Annotated in this window: 16 protein-coding genes; 5 read left to right on the top strand and 11 right to left on the bottom strand. The window is 50.4% G+C overall.

What is annotated here, in order from left to right; genetic code table 11:
- Positions 1 to 181: 181 nt before the first annotated feature.
- The 6 genes from B1728_RS08885 to B1728_RS08860 form a co-directional block, all read right to left on the bottom strand.
- Positions 182 to 772 (bottom strand): type 2 periplasmic-binding domain-containing protein, encoded by a 591-nt coding sequence (locus tag B1728_RS08885; RefSeq protein WP_079909845.1) that lies wholly within the window; start codon positions 770 to 772, stop codon positions 182 to 184.
- A 332-nt stretch (positions 773 to 1,104) separates the two neighbouring features.
- Complete coding sequence (locus B1728_RS08880) at positions 1,105 to 5,145, bottom strand: X2-like carbohydrate binding domain-containing protein (protein ID WP_179135952.1); 4,041 nt, start codon at positions 5,143 to 5,145, stop codon at positions 1,105 to 1,107.
- Between the two features lie 161 nt (positions 5,146 to 5,306).
- Positions 5,307 to 6,140 (bottom strand): AraC family transcriptional regulator, encoded by an 834-nt coding sequence (locus B1728_RS08875; RefSeq protein ID WP_179135951.1) that lies wholly within the window; start codon positions 6,138 to 6,140, stop codon positions 5,307 to 5,309.
- Between the two features lie 207 nt (positions 6,141 to 6,347).
- A complete protein-coding gene (locus tag B1728_RS08870; protein WP_179135950.1) occupies positions 6,348 to 6,839 on the bottom strand; it encodes a cysteine dioxygenase in 492 nt (163 codons plus the stop codon).
- Positions 6,840 to 7,003: 164 nt separating this feature from the next.
- The gene (locus B1728_RS08865) at positions 7,004 to 7,486 is read right to left on the bottom strand and encodes an SRPBCC family protein (RefSeq protein WP_079909841.1); all 483 of its coding nucleotides are present in this window, start codon (positions 7,484 to 7,486) and stop codon (positions 7,004 to 7,006) included.
- 2 nt (positions 7,487 to 7,488) lie between these two features.
- Positions 7,489 to 8,193, bottom strand: coding sequence for a DNA alkylation repair protein (locus tag B1728_RS08860; RefSeq protein WP_079909840.1), 705 nt, complete (start codon positions 8,191 to 8,193; stop codon positions 7,489 to 7,491).
- A gap of 176 nt (positions 8,194 to 8,369) precedes the next feature.
- Here B1728_RS08860 and B1728_RS08855 point away from each other — a divergent pair, with 176 nt between their 5' ends.
- The 4 genes from B1728_RS08855 to B1728_RS08835 all read left to right on the top strand — a co-directional run bounded on the left by B1728_RS08855 (position 8,370) and on the right by B1728_RS08835 (position 11,835).
- Positions 8,370 to 9,155 (top strand): HAD-IIA family hydrolase, encoded by a 786-nt coding sequence (locus B1728_RS08855; protein WP_079909839.1) that lies wholly within the window; start codon positions 8,370 to 8,372, stop codon positions 9,153 to 9,155.
- A 332-nt stretch (positions 9,156 to 9,487) separates the two neighbouring features.
- Complete coding sequence (locus tag B1728_RS08845; protein ID WP_079909837.1) at positions 9,488 to 10,390, top strand: LysR family transcriptional regulator; 903 nt, start codon at positions 9,488 to 9,490, stop codon at positions 10,388 to 10,390.
- Positions 10,391 to 10,396: 6 nt separating this feature from the next.
- Positions 10,397 to 11,203: a histidinol-phosphatase gene (locus B1728_RS08840; protein ID WP_079909836.1), complete on the top strand. Its 807-nt coding sequence runs from the start codon at positions 10,397 to 10,399 to the stop codon at positions 11,201 to 11,203.
- Positions 11,204 to 11,340: 137 nt separating this feature from the next.
- Complete coding sequence (locus tag B1728_RS08835) at positions 11,341 to 11,835, top strand: immunoglobulin-like domain-containing protein (protein WP_079909835.1); 495 nt, start codon at positions 11,341 to 11,343, stop codon at positions 11,833 to 11,835.
- A gap of 29 nt (positions 11,836 to 11,864) precedes the next feature.
- Here the strand turns inward: B1728_RS08835 and glpK are convergent, their stop codons facing one another.
- Positions 11,865 to 13,355 (bottom strand): glycerol kinase GlpK, encoded by a 1,491-nt coding sequence (gene glpK, locus B1728_RS08830; RefSeq protein WP_079909834.1) that lies wholly within the window; start codon positions 13,353 to 13,355, stop codon positions 11,865 to 11,867.
- A 278-nt stretch (positions 13,356 to 13,633) separates the two neighbouring features.
- Between glpK and B1728_RS08825 the strand changes: the two genes are divergently transcribed.
- Positions 13,634 to 15,307: a glycerol-3-phosphate dehydrogenase/oxidase gene (locus tag B1728_RS08825; protein ID WP_079909833.1), complete on the top strand. Its 1,674-nt coding sequence runs from the start codon at positions 13,634 to 13,636 to the stop codon at positions 15,305 to 15,307.
- On the opposite strand, the gene B1728_RS08820 is transcribed toward B1728_RS08825, so the two are convergent.
- From B1728_RS08820 to B1728_RS08805, 4 genes are all read right to left on the bottom strand, one after another.
- Positions 15,308 to 15,871, bottom strand: a complete 564-nt coding sequence (locus B1728_RS08820; protein ID WP_079909832.1) for a glycerol-3-phosphate responsive antiterminator — start codon at positions 15,869 to 15,871, stop codon at positions 15,308 to 15,310. It lies immediately after the preceding gene.
- A gap of 28 nt (positions 15,872 to 15,899) precedes the next feature.
- Positions 15,900 to 17,270, bottom strand: coding sequence for a sensor histidine kinase (locus tag B1728_RS08815; RefSeq protein WP_079909831.1), 1,371 nt, complete (start codon positions 17,268 to 17,270; stop codon positions 15,900 to 15,902).
- 1 nt (position 17,271) lies between these two features.
- A complete protein-coding gene (locus B1728_RS08810) occupies positions 17,272 to 17,985 on the bottom strand; it encodes a response regulator transcription factor (protein ID WP_079909830.1) in 714 nt (237 codons plus the stop codon).
- A gap of 242 nt (positions 17,986 to 18,227) precedes the next feature.
- Positions 18,228 to 19,196 carry a carbohydrate ABC transporter permease gene (locus tag B1728_RS08805; RefSeq protein WP_079909829.1) on the bottom strand — a complete coding sequence of 323 codons (969 nt, stop codon included), beginning with the start codon at positions 19,194 to 19,196 and terminating at the stop codon, positions 18,228 to 18,230.
- Positions 19,197 to 19,204: the final 8 nt, after the last annotated feature.

The raw sequence follows: 19,204 nt of genomic DNA, 5'->3' as shown, positions 1-19,204 counted from the left end.
CTGTTGAAACCCATGAAATGTGATTATAATTAGCGGTATTTTCATGGGTTTCAAAGGCGGACGTAAACTCCTCCGAGGCATACCCCATCTCCATATTAGCCCTTTTCGCACTAAACTAAGTTTCTCAACAAACGAATACAAAAAATGGCGGCTATCACGGCCGCCTTTTTGTATTGTATGGTTAAATAGCGCGCTGTAAGCAGGAACAAAAATCATCGATAGTACGCTGCTTGAGACAATAGCTGCTCCGGTTGGCAATAAGACGGTCCGTCGAAGCGGCTATTGTATCGACTATCGTCCTTCCTGGGGAAAGGGCGTAATCCTGATCCGCCGCGACCACGGCATCAGATGCATTCAACGAATCCAGGATAGCGGGTATCGTCCTGACATGCTTTCCTTTGCCCTGAAAATACCTCGAAGTGATCCTCGGATATTTCGTTGCAATCGTCAAGTCCGGACGGCTCAGCATCCCGGATTCGCCGAACAGAAACAACTCCACCCGGTCCGTACCAAGGTCCAGCAATTCGACAAGCTCTTTGGGCTGCTCCCATAAAATATGCTTGGCGGTGATTCCCAAATCGGCCGATCCACGTTCAACGAGCATAGGAATATCAATCTGCTTCACGATAATCCATTCCATCGCTTGAGAAGAAAGCAAATAGGCTCTTGTGTTCAAAATATGAGGAGGAATCGGAATCCTAGCTTTTTCTAGCAATGAAACGACGGTCTCCAGGTTATCTTTGGGCAAGGCTATTCTCAGCTGCGTTGTCATAGAGTACCTCCTTTGTAATCATGAAAAAATAAATTAACTACCATATTATCCATAATTAGCCTCATAGTAAAGGAAAAAGGACGCCACGAGGCGTCCCGGGTTGTTGAAAAAACTCTATCTAATGGAAAAATGCGAAAGGTGATAGGTGGGGAATTTCATGCAAGAGCGTTATCGTTCGCCTTTGTTCTCAGGAAATCACCGCTATGAAGCGAATATAATTAAAATTTCCAGAGAACAACAGCGACCGGAAGGAGATACCCCACCGTGGTACCATAGCAGATTTTCAGATTTTCAGGGTTTTCAACCGACTCGGTTGCCATAAGGCGCCCGCACTAATGAATCACTCGAATTGTGTCGCTCCCTGCAAAGCTTTTCCCGTCGAGCAGGCTTCCACTGACCGTTAGGGTTACATTCCCTTCGGCTGTTCCCAATGCCGCGATCACCTGCTGCCTGTCAAACTTGACTGTCAGGCTTGAGCCCGTTCCTCCCGCCCCCTGCGGCATGGCTTGCGCGGGAATGACCTTGCCGTTCACCGTCAATCGGATCGAGCCTGTGTCCAGCTGGGAAGCTGCATATCCCTGCGGCAGAGCGATACCGGCCGTCATGGAGTTCGCCCCGCCCTGGCTTTTGAGGTTCAGTGTCTTCGGGGTCATAGTCACGGCAGCATCAATAACTACCTGGAGGCTAACCGTCTGTTCCGTTATGTTGCCTGCTTTGTCGGATGCGGTGACGGTTAGCGTGTTGGCTCCCGCTAAATCAGCCAGCCTCACGACTTGACCGTTCACCACCGGCCTGCCGTTTAATAGAGCCTTTACGCTGTCTACTCCCGATAAATCGTCATAGACGGAATAAGCTACCGTCATCGTCTGGGACGTCGTGTAGGACGGAGCTGCCTTAATATCGATCATCGGCTTCACCGTATCGATATGGATGCCGTAGACGGCCGCCGTCGCCGTATTTCCCGCTTTATCCACCGCTGTCCCGGTTGCCGTCTGGTCTCTCCCATCGTTGGAAAGTACGATATCCGGGGTTACGCTGGCAACGCCTGAACCGCTATCGACAGCTGTAAAATGCACCGTTACCGGCGTACGGTACCAGCCGTTAAGATTAGGCTGCGGCGCACCTTCACCGGTAATCACTGGGGGCACCGTATCTACTACCGTCACCTTTTGAGTTGCAGTCCGGGTACGTCCCTCGGCGTCCTTGGCGGTCCAGGTAACCACCGTCGTTCCGAGCGGAAAATCACTCGGAGCATCATTGGTGACACCGACTCCTTCCGTCGATGTCGCTGTGCCGATGTCTACCTTAGTCCGTTCTCCCACGGCCTCCACAGTCAGATCACCGGGTACGGTAAGCTCAATTGGGTTGACCGGCGGCACATAATAGACTTCCACCTCGTTGATCGTCGGCTCCTTGCTGGCGCCGGACTCCAGCTTGGTCGAGTACATCAGAAGACGCAAATATTGCGCTGTGACCGGATCGAAATCGATCGTCTTGCTGGTTCCAATGGAGCTTCCTTCCGTTCCTGGAATGTCGATGTAGTTTTCGCCGTCCTCCGAATATTGCAGGACATAATGGTTCACCCTCTGGTAAGAACTCTCCCGTACAATCACCTGATTGAACGTAATGCTGTCACCAAAATCAACCGTCAAGTGCTGATTCGCGGTTTTTCCTTTCTCCGCAGACCAACGGGACGCAGGATTGCCGTCAAATGCTTTGGCCGCGCTGTAATCATTGCTCCATTGCGATGAAGCCGAATACGTTTTGTTCAGTGTATAGCTCTCTTGAACGACGTTTAATGCCAGAACCGCCTCAGTGCCCGAGCTAAAAGTAAACCGAAGGCTGTATTGGCCCAGAGCCAGCTTCATTAGGTACGAGCTCTTGAAGGTCACAGAGGTTCCGTTATTGATGTAATCCGTTCCTTCCTTCAGCACCTTGCTGCCATCGTTAATGGAAAGAAGCGTATTGCCGTTCAGACTCATTCCGATGGTGCTGTCGCCTGAATTTTGCGCATATTTTAAGGAGGATGAGCTAAGCTGCGCGCTTGCAGGAGGCAGTACATTGACGTTCAAGAAAGCATCGTTCCCTGCGCTGAAGGAGAAGGTCAGAGCATGATAGCCTTGCGCCAGCGAAGCCAGATACGACTTGTTCAACCGAACGGACGACCCTTCTGTCACATAATCCGTTCCTTCCCTTAGGCGGAGGCCGGATTCATCTTTTACGGCTGCAAGCGAATTACCGTTCAAGCTCATCTGAACCTTAACATCGTCTCCATTCTGCTGGTAATCCACCGATTTTACGGATAAGCCCGACTGGGACGGCGGAAGTCCTGCTGCCTTAACCCCCATCTCATGGAACGGAATGGATTTGAATTCCGGGATGCTGGAGAAGATCACGGAATCATTCCTTAACTGGAAGTTTCCATTTGCCGCATCTTCAAAGCCTATATCATCCTTGTTGGCAAAGGACAGATTGTTCTCGAAAGTGCCCAGCTTCATATTCTGGCTGTCCCCGGTAATAGGTCCGCTGTTGACAAACGCATTGTTGCGGACAACATTCCGTTTTGGCAGCAGGGGTTCGTCGTTCAAAATATCGGGAAGCGTCGGATAGCGCTGTGCCCAAATATCGCTCTGATAAGGAACCTGATCGAATTTGCTCATCAACGATTCATAATTTTTTTCACCGGGCTTATATCCGCGTGTCATGAAGGCGATCGAAGAGCCGGTATCGATGACCAGATTGTTCTCGACGACATTTTCCCGGCCGTTGGCCAGCTTGAACGCCTGCTTGCCGATCTTGTAGAACACGTTGCCCCTCATTTCCACGCCGCTCATGTAATCGTCCAAATAAATTGCTGCTGTCGATACACGCAAATCGCTGGCAATAATGTCGTGGAAATAGTTGTTATTAATGACATTGCCGCGCCATACGAAGCTTCTGCCCGAATAAATCGCCGAAGCATCCGCCGTTTCCTTGACCACATCGTAGATTTCGTTGTACTCCATCACATGGTCGTTTCCTCTGAACTGGATGGCGAGATGCGGCGCATTATGCATTTTGTTATGCGTGGCGCGGTTACCGACTCCATTCAGCTCAACGGCGGAGGTGTAAGTCAGCTTGATTCTGGCATAGTTGTAAATATCGTTATTATCCGCGTAGTTCCCCGCAGGAGTCAGCGTCGTAAAATCGCCGCCGTTCAGCAGAACGCCCCCGTTTCCCATGCTGTAAATGCTTGAGCCGTAGACTCCGTTGTTCCGTCCCCCGTTGATTTTGACCGCATAGCCGCCCATCTTGCTGATTTCGCAATATTGGATCCGGTTATTTTCTCCGCCCGTAATATCGAAGGCGTTGCCCCTATGAACCTCCATCGCGAGATGGCTGAATATGACATTGGATGTATTGTTCATCGTAATCAAATTTTTATTGAATAAAGACAATTGAATTTTACTTTCCTGAAGCGGAGCCGGCGGATAGAGATACAGCATGCCTGTATTACGGTCTACATACCATTCGCCCGGGGCGTCCAGCTCCTCCAGAATATTGTAGAAATAAAAGCGCTGTCCGGCTTTCATCGCATAGCTGGTGCCCTTGTAGGTTTCGATAGTTGTACGCTCCGAGTCAATGGACTTGATCTGAAGATCGTTGGTTGCCCAATCGTTCCCCCAGTAGCCCAGCATCCATGTGTAATCGATGCTCTGCCATTTATGCAGCCCGTTGTCCTTGTAGGTAAAGGTATAACCGGTCCCTGCCGCAGTGTCAGGAGTCTTCACTACCTGATCCACCGTCGTAAAGCCGCTGTTCGGCCATCGTGCAAGCGTCATCACGTTTCCATTGATAAACAGCTCCGGCGGAACGTTGCTAGTGCTGCCAAGCACGCCGTAGTCGGTAATGCCCAGCGCCTTAAGGTCGAGCTGCATGACTTTGCTGCCGGCTTCCTTGGGAAGCCTCCCCAGAATAGACGGGTCAGAGACGGGGCGGAACATGGACGCATCGATCGTATCCCCGCCGGAAATGGTGACCTTCTCCCCCTGATACGCTTCGTAGGTAATAGGGGAATCCAGCGTTCCGGAGTCCCTCTCATCCAATTGAAACGTATCGGTGAACCGATACTCCCCGCCCCGGATGGTCACTTTGACTCCTCCTGGAGGAAGGGCCCCGGCATTCTTCATCTCGCGAATCGCGTCGCGGGCTTTTTCCAGCGTAGCGAAAGGGCGGCTCATCGTGCCCTCGAAGGTGTCGCTGCCGTTTTTGGCAACGTAGAGCTGCGTCGGCGCTTGATCCTGAGCGTGCACCATCTGCCCGTTCTCCACTACAGGCATGCCGCTGCCCAAAGCAACACATAAAGCTATCAGCGTCCTGAACCCGGTCTTCATCCTCATTATCTCCCACCTCGCTGTAGAATGTATGTGCCTGTATTAGGCTCACATTCTCATAATACAGCGCTTTCAAGATCTGCCGTAAGCGATCAGCCTAACCTGTTTTGTTGTAAAATTAACTTTTTGTGGACAAGCGCGGTTCATCCTGATGAACCCTGCTAGCGGCCAGGGAACAAATTGCGATATTCCGAGGGAGAGGCGCCCGCCCCTTTCCTGAATGCCGCAGAAAAATAGGACACATCCTTGAACCCGGTTCGGCGAGCGACTTCCCCAACCGTAAGATCCGTAGAGCTGAGCAGCTGCTTTGCCTTCTCCATTCTCCTTTCATGAATGTACCGCATAGGCGGCATCCCGAGATGCCTTTTGAATACACGGATAAAGTAATTCGGATGAAAATGGGCGTTCTGTGCGAGCTCCTCGATCGTCAGCTCCCTGGATAAATGATCGTCGATATAATGGATCGTATCCGTCAGTTTTCGCAGGGAATCATTGACGGCCTCCCGACCACGGTCCGTAACCGCATGATCGATAAAATAGGAAATTATCGCGAAGAGAGCAGACTGGATTTTCAGCGAGGTAGCCGGGCCTTCATCTCTGCGATGATCCTCCAGCTCCCGAAACCAGTGCTGAAGCTCACGGCTTTCATCCGCTTTCACCACGTTGGTCAAACCAAACAACTGAAAGAGCCGGTTGAAATTCAAATTCGTTTTGAAATGACACCAATGCATGGTATAGGGAGTTCCGCCCGTGACAGAATAAGATTGCTCCACCCCGCCTGGTATAAACACCAGATCCCCCGGCTCCGGACAGAGCTGCTCCTTGCCGACCTGAAGCCATCCTTCCCCGCCCTTAATCAGGTAAATTTTGTTATAAGAAGGAGTGAAGCGATGCCTGATCCAATCCGGAGAGCATACGGAAAGCTTCGCAAAAAGCAGCTGAACCCGCAATTGCGACAGCTGGTGATTCAGCAACTGCTTCTTTGCGTCATCCAAAAAGCCCCTCCCCTTTCGTGGAACCTCTATTCCTAACCCGATCGTTACATTCATAATTCTATTCGCGAGAGGGAAACCCTTTCGGTCCAGGAAGACAATCCTACTAATGAAAATGACCCCGCAAAGAGCGGAGCCGGAAAAATGGTATAGGATGAGAAACCCTATCGAGCCCTATCAAAGACGCTCGACCGTGTCTACTCTTCGTTCTTAAATAACATAATCAAGAACCTGCTCGTATTGGTAATATACCTTTGTATTTTTCATCGCAGGAGTATAAGCATGGAGAGTAACAACTCTTTGCTTGCCGTAATTGCACATTTGATGAATTTGGCCCTTCGGGGCAAACATAAATTGGTTAGGTCGAAGCACGGACTCGCCGCATTCATGGGCGTAGCCCTCTTTATCCAGCCAAAACTGCTTGTTGGTCAGCTCCCCTTCGAGCACATAGGCACATCCTATGGATTCTCCATGGTCGTGGATATAGGTTTCATGCCCTGCAGGCAAATGAATCAGGATGACCTCCACATGCTCGGATTGGAACAAGATCCTCCGGCCATAGGGCAAATGCGACGGCTCCGTCACATACATAGCTGCCTCCTCCGGATTCAAATTCAATCGCTCAACAGCTCTCCTCAAATCGTGGCCGGACGGAGCCGTCAAATGCCGAAACACTTGCTCGATGGATTCAAGTAGTTTCATGCTGTTACCCTCCATTAATCAACTTTTCTTTAATATTGTATAAGTAAATCTTATAATGTGTGCCGATTTTATACTTGTATTCCGCTTCTGCCCGGTTCGTGCTTTTCCCAAAGCAGTTTATAACAAAATAAAACACCGGACTAATCCGGTGTCAGGTTTGTCTATCAGCGACTCGCTGAAAGCAGCTCAATCGCCTTTACATATTCGTTGTACTTGAGTTCCCACTCGCGCTTGCGATCCATGACCGTACCCTTCAATAACGCTGCGATAACGTCGAGGCAGACATGCCATCCGGCCAGATCCTTAGGCGTATGCGGGGTGACAGCCTGAATCGTCTCCTTCAGATAAAGAAAACAGCCTCCCGGCTCGGCAGCCAGCTCAAAGCGCACACGATCCTCTCCCCACGTGTATTCCAGCACGGACAAAGGCTTCATATCGAGGATGGTCATATCCAGATGGGTCCCATCCGGCATGTTGAACTTGATAAGCCCGCCCTGACGCAGCTCCTCCACCTCAAGCTCAGGGAACCATTGGTTCAGCTTTTCATTCTCCGTCAAATAAGCCCATACCTCCTCAATCGAATGCTTGTAATGCCGTTCGAATTGAGCGATAAACCCGTGATCCGCCTTACGCAGTTCGGCCAGCATGCTTACCCCTCCCTTTCTTTTGATTGTATATTTCCCAGCTTGTCCAGATGCTTCATCCCTTCACGCCGACTAAGCGGCTTCAACTCATGGCTTTGGATAAAATCTCTGACCGCCTCGGGATTCGTCTTGGAATATTCGCGTAATGCCCAGCCGATAGCCTTCTGAATGAAAAATTCATCCGAATCGGACCGGCACCGTATGTACCGGAACAATAAGGACTCCTGCGTTCGGCTCTTATATTTTAATTGAAAAAGAATGGCCGATCTTTGCAGCCAAATAGGATCGGATTCAATCCAGCGGTCAGCATAGCTCGCGATCAGCTCCGGATGCTTTTGAAATAAATATCCCGCTCCATTAGGAGCGATCCCATCTACCGTATCCCACCATGATTTGTGGACGATCAGCCATTCCAATAAGTCGATATGCTCTTTTTCCAGCTTCCTTTGCATTTTGACCAAAAGATCAATCGCCGTATACTGATACTCCCGTTCCGGCATGCTCCACAATGATGTAACGACTTCCGGAAGCTCCTCTAACGGGGGGAGCCCGTTACGATGCACCCATTCCTTAAACAGCTCTACCCGCTTTGGGCCCCGTATACCCAAAAAATCGAACTGATTGCGCATATACTGCTTCATGGGCGCCGCTTCCGCTTCATTACGGCAGCTGCTAACTAATTCAATCCACGATTTCACATAAGAATTCATCTGGACCTCCGGAAGGGCTTAAGAATAACTAAGGCAATCAGCTTGCCAATCTTTAATCACAGTATATCACAAGCAATGGCATCCATCCGAACGGAAAAAGTGGCGGGATAGGACCGCTTTTGTTACAATGAACTCGATCATCTGACAACTGTGATACGGAAGAGGAGGACCAGCAAGTGCCCGGATTTTTATTGGATTTGGATGGTACACTGTACCACGGAGATACACCGATCCCTGAGGCTGCCGATTTCATCCGATGGCTGAAGCAAGAGGGACATCCCTATGTATACGTGACGAATAATTCCTCACGCCCCCCCGAGCAGGTCGCTGCCCATCTAGGACGAGTCGGCATAGACGCGAAACCCGAGGAGGTGCTTACTTCCTCCCAGGCCGCCGCGATGTATATGCGGGAGCACAACCAAGGCAACCGTGTGTATCTGATCGGTGAAGTGGGACTGGAGCAAGCGATGCAGGACGCCAGCTTCGAGCCGGTAACTGACGGTCCCGCGGACTATGTGGTTCAAGGGATCGACCGCAGCTTCAACTACGAGAAAATGGCGAGAGCCGTCAGCCTGATACGGTCGGGGGCCGGCTTCATTATGACCAATCCGGACCATCTGCTTCCCTGGAACAATGAGCTCCGCCCCGGCGCAGGCTCCATCGGCGCCTCTATCGAGAGAGCCAGCCAGACGGAGCCTGTCGTCATCGGCAAGCCTTCCCCTATCATTATGAACTATGCCATACGCAAGCTGAATTTGCCGCCAGAGCAGATTTGGGTTGTCGGGGATAATCTGTTGACCGACATTCAAGGAGGCATCGCGGCTCAATGCCGAACGGCGCTGGTGCTTACCGGCCTTATTAACCGGAATACGCTGGAAGAACAGCTGGCGAAGACAGGAGTTCAACCGGATTGGGTATGCGATACCTTGACAGATTTGATGGATAGATTAGGCCAAGCCTAGCGGAGGCCATAGAAAAAGAGCTTAGCAGTGAACGTCACCTCCATTGGTTAGGTAAGTCTAACTTTGGGTGCGGGTCACAGCCTCAGCTCTTTTTTTAGTCCGGAAACAATCGCTTTTCCCAAGCCGCCGTCCCAGGTATCTCTTATAGTTTATGCGCTAAATCATTTGGGAACGAAGTACTTTTCGTTTGCTCAGCCGGAGCAAGTGTCATATAATGAAAATAGCTTTCAAGAAACGGTTTTTATATTTTTTGTAAAGATGATAAAATTTATCTATTTTGACGAAGCTAACTGGGAAGCAATAAGCCCCTTTTGGAGAGGAGGTTCCGGCATTTGAACTTAAACCAACTAGAAACACTGCTTACCATTTCCAAAACGATGAGCTTTCGCAAAGCAGGAGAAGTATTGAACTTGACGCAGCCGGCTGTCTCCGCACAGATCAAAAGTCTGGAAGACGAATTTAAGACCGTACTGATCGACCGTAATCAGCCCGTGACGCTCACCGATAGCGGACGGGTATTTTTGGAGCATGCGGAAATCATTCTGCAGACCGTCGAAGATTTGAAGCAGCGTTTAGCCGATCTGAATTCAACGCCTCAAGGTCATATTCACTTGGGAACGACAACCTCAATAGCGATACAAATATTGCCGCGGGTGCTGTCTTACTTTCAGAATCAGTTTCCGCTGATCAAAACAACGATTCACTCGATGACCTCCTCGCAAATTATGCACAGCGTAGAAAATGGATCCATCGATATCGGCATCACCTATTTGTTCGAAAAGCATCCGGCGTTGGAAAGCTCCGTGCTGTATTACGATACGTTCGAGCTGGTGGTTTCACCGGCGCATCCGTTAAGCCGCTTCCAGCATATTCCGATGGAAAAGCTGAGGGATATTCCTCTCATAATGCTGTCTCCGGAAACGGCCGGGCGGCGATTCGTCGATCAAATTTTCAAACATCTGAACATTACCCCTCAAATCGTGATGGAACTGTCCAGCAGTGAGGAAGTCAAGCGAATGGTGGAGCTGAATCTGGGCGCCGCGATTATTTCCAAGCTGTCCATTGCCACCGAGCTGCGTCTCGGCACGCTGAAGATGATAAAGGTCAATGAGCTTGAAAGCAGCCACCCCGTCGGGGTCGTCTATAAATCCGGACGTTACTTAAGCTCGGCGCTCCATCAATTTTTAGAGGATTTGAAAGGCATGCAGGAAATTCAATTTATAGGATCGGAGTGACTTGATATGAAATTTGATTTGCATACGCATCATGAACGTTGCGGCCATGCCCTCGGCACAATCCGCGACTATATCGAGGCGGGCATACGGCACGGACTGTCCGTTATCGGCATATCGGACCATTCGCCCTACTTTGCAAGCGACGTGGAGCAGGAGCAGCCTGGCATTGCGATGGCTAAAAGCGAGTTCAGCCGTTATGTAGACGAGGTGCTGAAGCTGAAGCAGGAGTACGCCGGAAAAATCGACGTTCTGCTGGGCGTCGAATCCGACTTTTTCCCTGAGCATGCGGACGTGTACCGCAAAGTGTATGAGCAATATCCTTTCGACTATATTATCGGTTCCGTCCATCTGTCGGGCGGCGTCAGCATCTTCAATAAAAAGCGTTGGAACGGTTTGACCGACCGTCAAAAAGTCGAGCAAAAAGAGCTTTATTATGACCTGATTCAGCAATCCGCGCGCAGCGGCATGTTCCAGATTCTCGGCCATATCGATGCCATGCGCGGCTTCTACCCTGCCTTCTCCGATATTCCTACGGATGCCGTGGATAAAACATTGCAAATCATCGCAGAACAGGACATTGCTATCGAAATCAACACCTCCGGCAAGACGAAGGACTGCGGCGGCTGGTACCCTATCGATGCCGTTCTTGAGCGCGCCTGCCATTATGGCGTTAGGGTTACCTTCGGTTCCGATGCACACAAGCCGGAACGTGTCGGCGACGATTGGGAATTGGTGAGCAAGCGGCTCAAAGAAATCGGCTTTACCGATTGGGTATACTACAAGCAAAAAGAGCGCCAGATCGTCCCTCTATAAATTTGAAGTACATATTGGCCCTCCTAAGCAAAAGACCCGTCTCCTTCGTCGGAGATCGGGCTTTTTTGTGCTGCTTAAGCAAATCGCTGAAACAATTGCAATCCATTTGTCGTCATATAAGGAAAAAGGAGGTACTTATGAAAAAATCCGTTGCTATCCCTATGGTTGCACTGTTCCTCATGGCCGAATGCGGAATCCTATGGGGCATTGTCCATACAGTCCAAACCGGCATGAACTCCTATGCAAGCAAGAACCATCATGAATCTCCGGATCCAGCGAATACTGCGAAAGCGGTAGTTCCCAGCAGCCCGCCTGCTGCCAAGCTGTACGCGGATAAAACGCAATTTCGAAGCAGCGAGACGATGAGCCTTCATTTAAAAAATGAAAGCTCCTCCCGCATTTCTTTTGGTGTCGGCTACAAAATAGACATCCAAAAGAACAACGAATGGGCACCTTATCCTATGACTATTGCCTTCGTAGATATTGGAATCATGATGGAGCCCGGCGGGGGCCATGATCAAGATGTTCCGCTAAATCAACTGAAGAAAGGCCACTACCGGATTACTAAAGAGGTCTATCTCGAAGGGTCGGGCCTTCAAACGGTATCCTTTGAATTCGATATGGATGGATAAAGTATACAATAAGAGCTATAGCCCAAATGCTAGTTTGCCTTGATTTGATACGAAACTGCCTGCTTCCAGCCTTCCAGCCTGTTCTCTCGTAGTTCGTCACCCGCAGGTTGCGGGGTAAACGTACGATCAAAGCCGTTCATCTGCACGAGCTCCGCCGTATCCTGCCAGAAGCCGACGGCTAACCCGGCCAGACATGCTGCTCCCAGGGCCGTCGTTTCGATCACCTTGGGGCGGGCGACGGGAACGCCCAGCATATCGGCCTGAAACTGCATCAGGAAGTTGTTTTTGACTGCACCGCCGTCAACACGCAGCTCGGTCAAATGAATGCCCGACTCCTCCTCCATGACCTGCAGCACCTCTGCGCTCTGATAGGCTATGGATTCGAGGGCCGCTCTTACCAGATGGGCTTTGCCGGCACCGCGGGTCAAGCCAGTGATCATCCCCCGGGCATCCGGCTCCCAATACGGTGTCCCGAGCCCTGTGAAGGCAGGCACGAAGTAGACTCCCTCCGTATTCTCGACGGACAAGGCCAACGCTTCGGTTTCCGCGGCATCCTGAATGAGTCCCAAGCCGTCGCGCAGCCATTGAATGACCGTTCCCGCATTAAATACGCTGCCTTCCAGAGCGTAGCAGACCTCGCCATTCATCTTCCAGGCAATTGTCGTGATGAGTCCCTTTCGGGACATAACCGGTCTGGCCCCTGTCTGCTTCAGAACAAAGCACCCTGTGCCATAAGTATTTTTGGCCATTCCCTCTTTAAAGCAGCCCTGCCCGAATAAAGCGGCCTGCTGATCCCCGGCTGCCCCTGCGATAGGAACGCGGATGTCCTCGGCAAGCAGCGTCGTATACCCGTACACTTCGCTCGATGCCCGAACCTCCGGAAGCATCGCAGCCGGAATGTTGAATTCCTTTAAAATCTCCTCATCCCATTGCACGGTATGAATATTCAGCAGCATCGTTCTTGACGCATTCGAGACATCGGTCACATGCACGGCACCCTCTGTCAGCTTCCAGATGAGCCAAGAGTCGATAGTGCCGAACAAGGCTTCTCCCCGTTCAGCTTTCTCTCTAATTTGCGGATGGTTATCAAGAACCCATTTCAGCTTCGTGCCCGAGAAATAGGCATCCAGCACAAGGCCCGTCTTCTGCCTGATCCTGTCCTCCCAGCCCTGCTGCTTCAGCTCATCGCACAAGCCGCTGGTGCGGCGGCACTGCCAAACAATGGCCCGGTGGAGCGGTTCTCCCGTTATTTTATCCCATACCACGGTAGTTTCCCTTTGATTCGTAATCCCTATGGCAGCGATTTCATCAACGGCAATCGGTTGCACTGCCTGGCGCAGCACCTCCAGCTGGGTATTCCAAATTTCGTTCGCATCATGCTCAACCCACCCGGATTGGGGAAAATATTGCGTGAATTCCTTTTGCGCCGTATGCACAATCGTCCCTTGACGGTCAAAAACGATGGCTCTGCAGCTCGTAGTTCCTTGATCTATAGCAACGACATAACGGGACTTCTTCATCGGCCTTCCTCCTTGTCGTACATGAACAAACATGTAAACCGTTTTCATGTTGAAATCTAACACAAACCCATTTTCTCTGTCAATAACTATTGCTTCATCGTCATTCTCATGTTATGATACGGTTAATTAAGCAGCAATTGAACAAGTTAATACATTTGGTCAGAGAATAAGAGTAGACCGCAACATACCTTGCCGAAGCTAATTGGGCTTCTGCAGGGACGTGTTAGCGGTCTTTTTTGTTGTTTACACAACCCAACATGACGAAAAGGATGATACAGATGACGACGAATTTTTCCGGAGCGCACCGTGCTGATCATATAGAACGGCTCTCTAATCAGACATTGGATTTGCTAGTTATTGGCGGAGGCATTACGGGGGCGGGAATCGCGCTGGACGCCCAAACCAGAGGCATGTCGACAGGTCTTATCGAAATGCAGGATTTCGGTGCCGGGACCTCAAGCCGCTCCACGAAGCTGATCCACGGCGGGCTTCGTTACTTGAAGCAGCTCGAATTCAAGCTGGTGGCCGAGGTAGGAAAAGAACGCGCGATTGTATACGAGAATGCGCCGCATGTGACGACACCGGAATGGATGCTGCTGCCGATTATTGAAGGCGGCACCTATGGGAAGCTGGCAACCTCTGTCGGTTTGCTTGTATACGATTATTTGGCGGGTGTACGCAAGCAGGAGCGCCGTATCATGCTGAATAAGGACAAAACCTTGAACATGGAGCCGCTGCTGCGGAAGGATAAATTAAAAGGCGGGGGCTATTACGTAGAATACCGGACCGATGATGCCAGATTGACCATCGAGACGATGAAGGAAGCGGTTCGCCGCGGGGTTCACGCGCTGAATTACGCAAAAGCGGAGGATTTGATCTACGATCAGGGTCAAATAGTCGGAGTCCGCGCCGTCGATCAATTGACCGGTCAAGCCTTCGACATCCGAGCGAAAAAGATTGTCAATGCAGCCGGTCCGTGGGTAGACACGATCAGAGAAATCGACGGCTCGAAGCAAGGCAAACGGCTGCATCTAACCAAAGGCGTCCATCTCGTTGTTGACGGCAAAAGGTTCCCTCTGAAGCAAGCAATCTATTTCGATACGCCGGACGGACGTATGGTGTTCGCCATTCCGCGCGACGGCAAAACCTATATAGGGACTACCGATACGAACTACACCGGCGACATTGCCCGTCCGCGCATGACTGTTGAGGACAGAGATTACATCTTGAAGGCCGCCAACTTCATGTTCCCTACCCTCAAGCTGGAGCCCAAGGATGTAGAATCCAGCTGGTCAGGCTTGCGTCCGCTGATACATGAGGACGGCAAATCACCGTCCGAGCTTTCGCGCAAGGACGAGATCTTCATCGCTCCGTCAGGGCTGATCACTATCGCAGGCGGCAAGCTGACCGGTTACCGCAAAATGGCCGAGCGGATCGTCAATCTGGTTGCCAACCAGCTGGAGCAGCAAGGACATTCCCCTTTCCCCGGCTGCACCACAGACAAGGTCAAGCTATCGGGCGGGGATGTAGGAGGATCCCAAGTCTATGCCTCCTTTATCAAAACCAAAGTACAGCAGGCTGTGAAATTCGGGCTGAATGAACGTGAAGCGACCCTTCTGGTTACACGCTACGGGTCCAATGCAGACCGCCTGTTCGAGCTGTACCGGGAGCATCAGGAGGAAGCTGACAAGTACGGTATGCCTGCTCTGTGGCTGGCCATGCTGATCTATGGAATTGAAGCGGAGATGGTGTCTACCCCATCCGATTTCTTCATCCGCCGGACCGGCGCCATGTACTTCGACATCGCCTCCGTTCATCAATGGAAGCAGCCGGTTATCGCATATATGGCTGACTTGTTCGGCTGGAGCGAGGCAGAGATCGAGCAGCACAGCCAAGTCCTCGAGAAGCGACGGGAAGATGCTGTCAATCCTATTACCGCAGACCCCAAGTAATTATCCCTGGGCTTCATATTGTTTCCATATTTCCTTGCGGGAGGTCGTCACGGCGACCGCCCCCGCCTTCAAGGCCATCTCCACATCCTCCACCGTGCGGATCAGTCCGCCTGCCAGGATCGGAATCCCCAGCTGCTCCTTCATCTCCGAAATAATATGAGGCATAATGCCCGGAAGCACTTCAATGTAATCCGGCTGAACCTTCTCCGTAATTTTATAGGTCATCTCCAGTGCCGTCGTATCCAGCAAAAAATGCCGCTGAATCGCCAGCACTTTATTTTTTTTGGCTGTCGCTATGGCAGCGCTTTTAGTGGATATTATGCCGGCCGGCTTGACCGACTGGCATAAAAATTCCACCGCGTACTCATCATTCTTCAACCCCTGAATCAAATCGGCATGGATCAGCATCTTCTTTTGATGCGATCTTGCAAGCTGCACAATACTGGCCAGCTGGGAAATATGAATGTCGAGCAGAACCAGGTATTGGAACCGGCTCTTCAACAGCAGCTCAAGATCCCGCATTTTCCGAACGGCGGGAAGTACATTTTGACCGTAAAAGCTCAATCCGTCTGCCTCCTTCCAGCATAGGCTGTTATGATAATTGCTGCTCCAGCGACTTGTACACATTCGGGATGGTAACCATAAATTTGGAGCCTTGTCCCAAGGTGCTTGTCACCTCAATCTTACCCTCGTGAGCCTCTACTAACGCTTTAACGATACTTAAGCCAAGACCGACCCCTCCGCTAAAGCGGGATCTGGACTTATCGACCCTGTACAGCCGGTTAAATACATAAGGCAAATCCGCCTCGCTGATTCCAATGCCCGTATCCTCACAATAGATAATAGTAGAATCGATCGTCCAATCAACCCCAAGCGTGACCTTTCCGCCTTCGTCCGTATACTTAATCGCATTGGATACAATATTCGAAATGACCTGTATCATTTTATCGCGGTCGATTTCGGCATAGCAAGGAGCATTGGTAGGGACAAATTGCAGCTTGACCCCTTTGCTCTTGGCCATCTGCTGAAAATTGCGGTAGACGTTCTGGGTCAGCTGTACGATATTAATTCGCCGAATATTTATCGTAAACCGGGCGGCCTCCGCCTCGGATAAGCGTTCCATATCATTCATCAGGCGGGTAAGCCGGATCAGCTCGTCATAGATTTGCTCCAGCCATTCCAGATCCACTTCATAGATCCCGTCAATCATCGCTTCCAGCTGGGAGAGCATGGATGTCAGCGGCGTTCGAAGCTCGTGGGTCAAATCCTCCATAAGATGATGGCGCCAATCCTCCTGCTTCTTCAGCTCCCTGGAGAGCTCGTTTAACGTTAAAGCAAGCCTCCGGACCTCCTCCGGGCCTTTGACGGCCGCCTGTACCTCCCAGTTGCCCAGACGGATTTTATTCGCCGTTTCCTGCAGTCTTTGCAAATGCGCGGACAGCAGACGGGCAACGACAAAGCTGACCAGAACGGAGATCAGGATAATGACACCATACAAGATTCCGGAACGGGTTTCCATCATTTTTTGATAGGCGATGACATTCGGATCGATCTGATTCAATGTCTTTAAATATCCTACCTGCAAAATGCCGCGGGTCTCTCCCTTGGCTACCACCGGATACTCCTGGATGATAAGGTCCTTTTGGTTTTGTACACGCGAGAACATATCAAACCAGACCGTATGCTTATCCTCTCCGTAACGGACGAGAATGCCGTATAATGTGGCCCTCCGGTCCAGCCAAGACTTCTGCTCCTCCGTGTATGGCCCCACCGACAAGTTATCGTTGCGCATATCGTCTATTAATTTGAAAGCGTTTACTTTTAATTGATCCTCCTGATAGTGCGTGAAGACATCCTGCCAATTAAAATTATAGCCGTAAGCAACCACCGATATAATCAAGATGAAGCAGCTTTGAAGCGTTAAAAACAAGATCACTTCCATTTTGCGAAATACTTTAATCATCTCAAGTTGTTTCCTTCGTATCCGATTCTGCGGCAAATTTATAGCCTGAGCCTACCATGGTAAGAATATACCGGGGCTCCTTTGTGTCTTCCTCGATTTTTTTGCGCAAATTTTTGACGTGGGTATCGATAGATCGGCTGTCTCCCTGAAAACGATAGCCAAGCACATGATAAGAAAGATCGCTGCGCGACCAAATCTTGCCCGGCTTGCTCGTAAACACCGTTAACAGCTTGAATTCCGTCGTCGTCAAGTTCGCATGTACGCCGCGTACCAGCAAGGTGTTCGCTTCCAAGTCTACGACTAACTGGCCTCTATCGAAGGTCAATACGTTTTGCTTGACGGCATCGGCTTTGTAAGCATGAATGCGGCGTCGAAGAGCATGAATGCGGGCAATGACTTCTTTAACCCGGAAAGGCTTCGCTATATAGTCATCGGCGCCCAGATTTAATCCTGCAATCGTGTCGCTCTCCCTTGACTTGGAAGTCAGCATGATGATAGGTACGACCGATTTGGCGCGGATTTGCTGGCATACCTCTTCTCCCGACAGGCCTTCCAGCATAAGATCCAAAATAACCAGATCATAAGAACCGTTCTCGAACAATTGAACAGCCTCCAAGCCGTTTGCCGTGCAATCGACTTCCCATCCTTCATTCTTCAAATATGCGGTGACTACTTCGCGGATTTTGAGCTCGTCCTCCACAAGTAATATATGCATTCAAAATACCCCCTATTTCTACATATTACTTGCCAAATTGGAATTAGACAAGCAAAAAAGCCTGAATTTCTCAGGCTTTTTGCTTTCACGCAGAGCCGGTCATAGTCATTTCATCACACTGTGTACCTGCTATCCGAAGCATGGCTATCCCCCTTGTTTCCCGGGAAATAATGACGCATCAGACCATCGTCTTAGGATAGGAGAAAAAAAAAGCCTGCTCGCAGCAGGCTTCCTACTCCTTACTATTCTACAAGGCCCGTACGCTCTACGCCTTCTACGAACCAGCGCTGAGTAAACGTGTATACTACCAAGACCGGCATAATGATCAAGAACGATGCGGCCATCTTGATCGGCTCCGCAAAAATACTTGGACCGGCCTGCTCCGCTTCGGCTGTTAAGGATGCAGCCAGACGCGACAAGCTGATGGACAGCGGAACCTCTTTTGCCCCGAACATATACATCGTAGGGAAATAGAAATCGTTCCAGTTCCAAACGAAGGAGAACAAGAATACGACGATGATCGCCGAAGTCGAGATCGGCAGCATAACCCGGAAAAACACTCTGAATACATTCGCTCCGTCCATTTTGGCTGCCTCCTCAAGCTCCTTAGGAAGCGTGCTGAAGAACTGGCGGTAAATGATGACAAAGAGCGCGCCTTTCAAGCCATGCCCGAATATGGCAGGCACAATGAGCGGCAGGTACGTATTGATCCATCCGAAGTCTTTGAACAGCAGGATGGATGGCAAAATGGTCACCTGAGGCGGCATGACGAACGTAAAGATGAGACATACGAACCAGAATTTTTTAAGCGGAAAATCCAATCTGGCAAAGGCATATCCCGCAATAGCACATGAAATGACCTGCAGCACCGCAACGCTAAGCGACACCGTCATACTGATAAAGAAAGCGTTGGAATATTTCAACAGCCGGAACGCTTCCTGCAGATGACCTGTAAAGAAGGACCTCGGAACCCAAATAACGGCCGGATCCAGCAGGTTGGCGGAGTCCTTAATCATGGTCGTGATCATATAAATGATCGGCTTCACATAGATAAAGGCCACGTCAATCAAAATCAGGTACATGAACAGCCTGAATATTAAGCCTTTATCGGCTTCCTTGCCTATCAGCAGGTTTTTGGCCGCTGTCAGCCATGACCTGACCGAATGAGAATCGAAGCGCACGTTCTTGATATCTTTTATTACTTTTTGCATTCCGTCTC

This window comes from Paenibacillus sp. 32352 (assembly GCF_002042965.1).
Classification (GTDB): Bacteria; Bacillota; Bacilli; order Paenibacillales; family NBRC-103111; genus Paenibacillus_S; species Paenibacillus_S vulneris.
Note: the sequence above shows the minus strand (reverse complement) of the source record. Positions and strands in the feature narration are given on the sequence as shown.

Bases quoted from the DNA above. Each gene is read 5' to 3' on its own strand.
- B1728_RS08840 (WP_079909836.1), top strand. From the start codon at position 10,397: ATGAAATTTGATTTGCATACGCATCATGAACGTTGCGGCCATGCCCTC.
- B1728_RS08885 (WP_079909845.1), bottom strand. From the start codon at position 772: ATGACAACGCAGCTGAGAATAGCCTTGCCCAAAGATAACCTGGAGACC.
- B1728_RS08835 (WP_079909835.1), top strand. From the start codon at position 11,341: ATGAAAAAATCCGTTGCTATCCCTATGGTTGCACTGTTCCTCATGGCC.
- B1728_RS08810 (WP_079909830.1), bottom strand. From the start codon at position 17,985: ATGCATATATTACTTGTGGAGGACGAGCTCAAAATCCGCGAAGTAGTC.
- B1728_RS08860 (WP_079909840.1), bottom strand. From the start codon at position 8,193: ATGAATTCTTATGTGAAATCGTGGATTGAATTAGTTAGCAGCTGCCGT.
- B1728_RS08805 (WP_079909829.1), bottom strand. From the start codon at position 19,196: ATGCAAAAAGTAATAAAAGATATCAAGAACGTGCGCTTCGATTCTCAT.
- glpK (WP_079909834.1), bottom strand. From the start codon at position 13,355: ATGAAGAAGTCCCGTTATGTCGTTGCTATAGATCAAGGAACTACGAGC.
- B1728_RS08825 (WP_079909833.1), top strand. From the start codon at position 13,634: ATGACGACGAATTTTTCCGGAGCGCACCGTGCTGATCATATAGAACGG.
- B1728_RS08870 (WP_179135950.1), bottom strand. From the start codon at position 6,839: ATGAAACTACTTGAATCCATCGAGCAAGTGTTTCGGCATTTGACGGCT.
- B1728_RS08880 (WP_179135952.1), bottom strand. From the start codon at position 5,145: ATGAAGACCGGGTTCAGGACGCTGATAGCTTTATGTGTTGCTTTGGGC.
- B1728_RS08815 (WP_079909831.1), bottom strand. From the start codon at position 17,270: ATGATTAAAGTATTTCGCAAAATGGAAGTGATCTTGTTTTTAACGCTT.
- B1728_RS08865 (WP_079909841.1), bottom strand. From the start codon at position 7,486: ATGCTGGCCGAACTGCGTAAGGCGGATCACGGGTTTATCGCTCAATTC.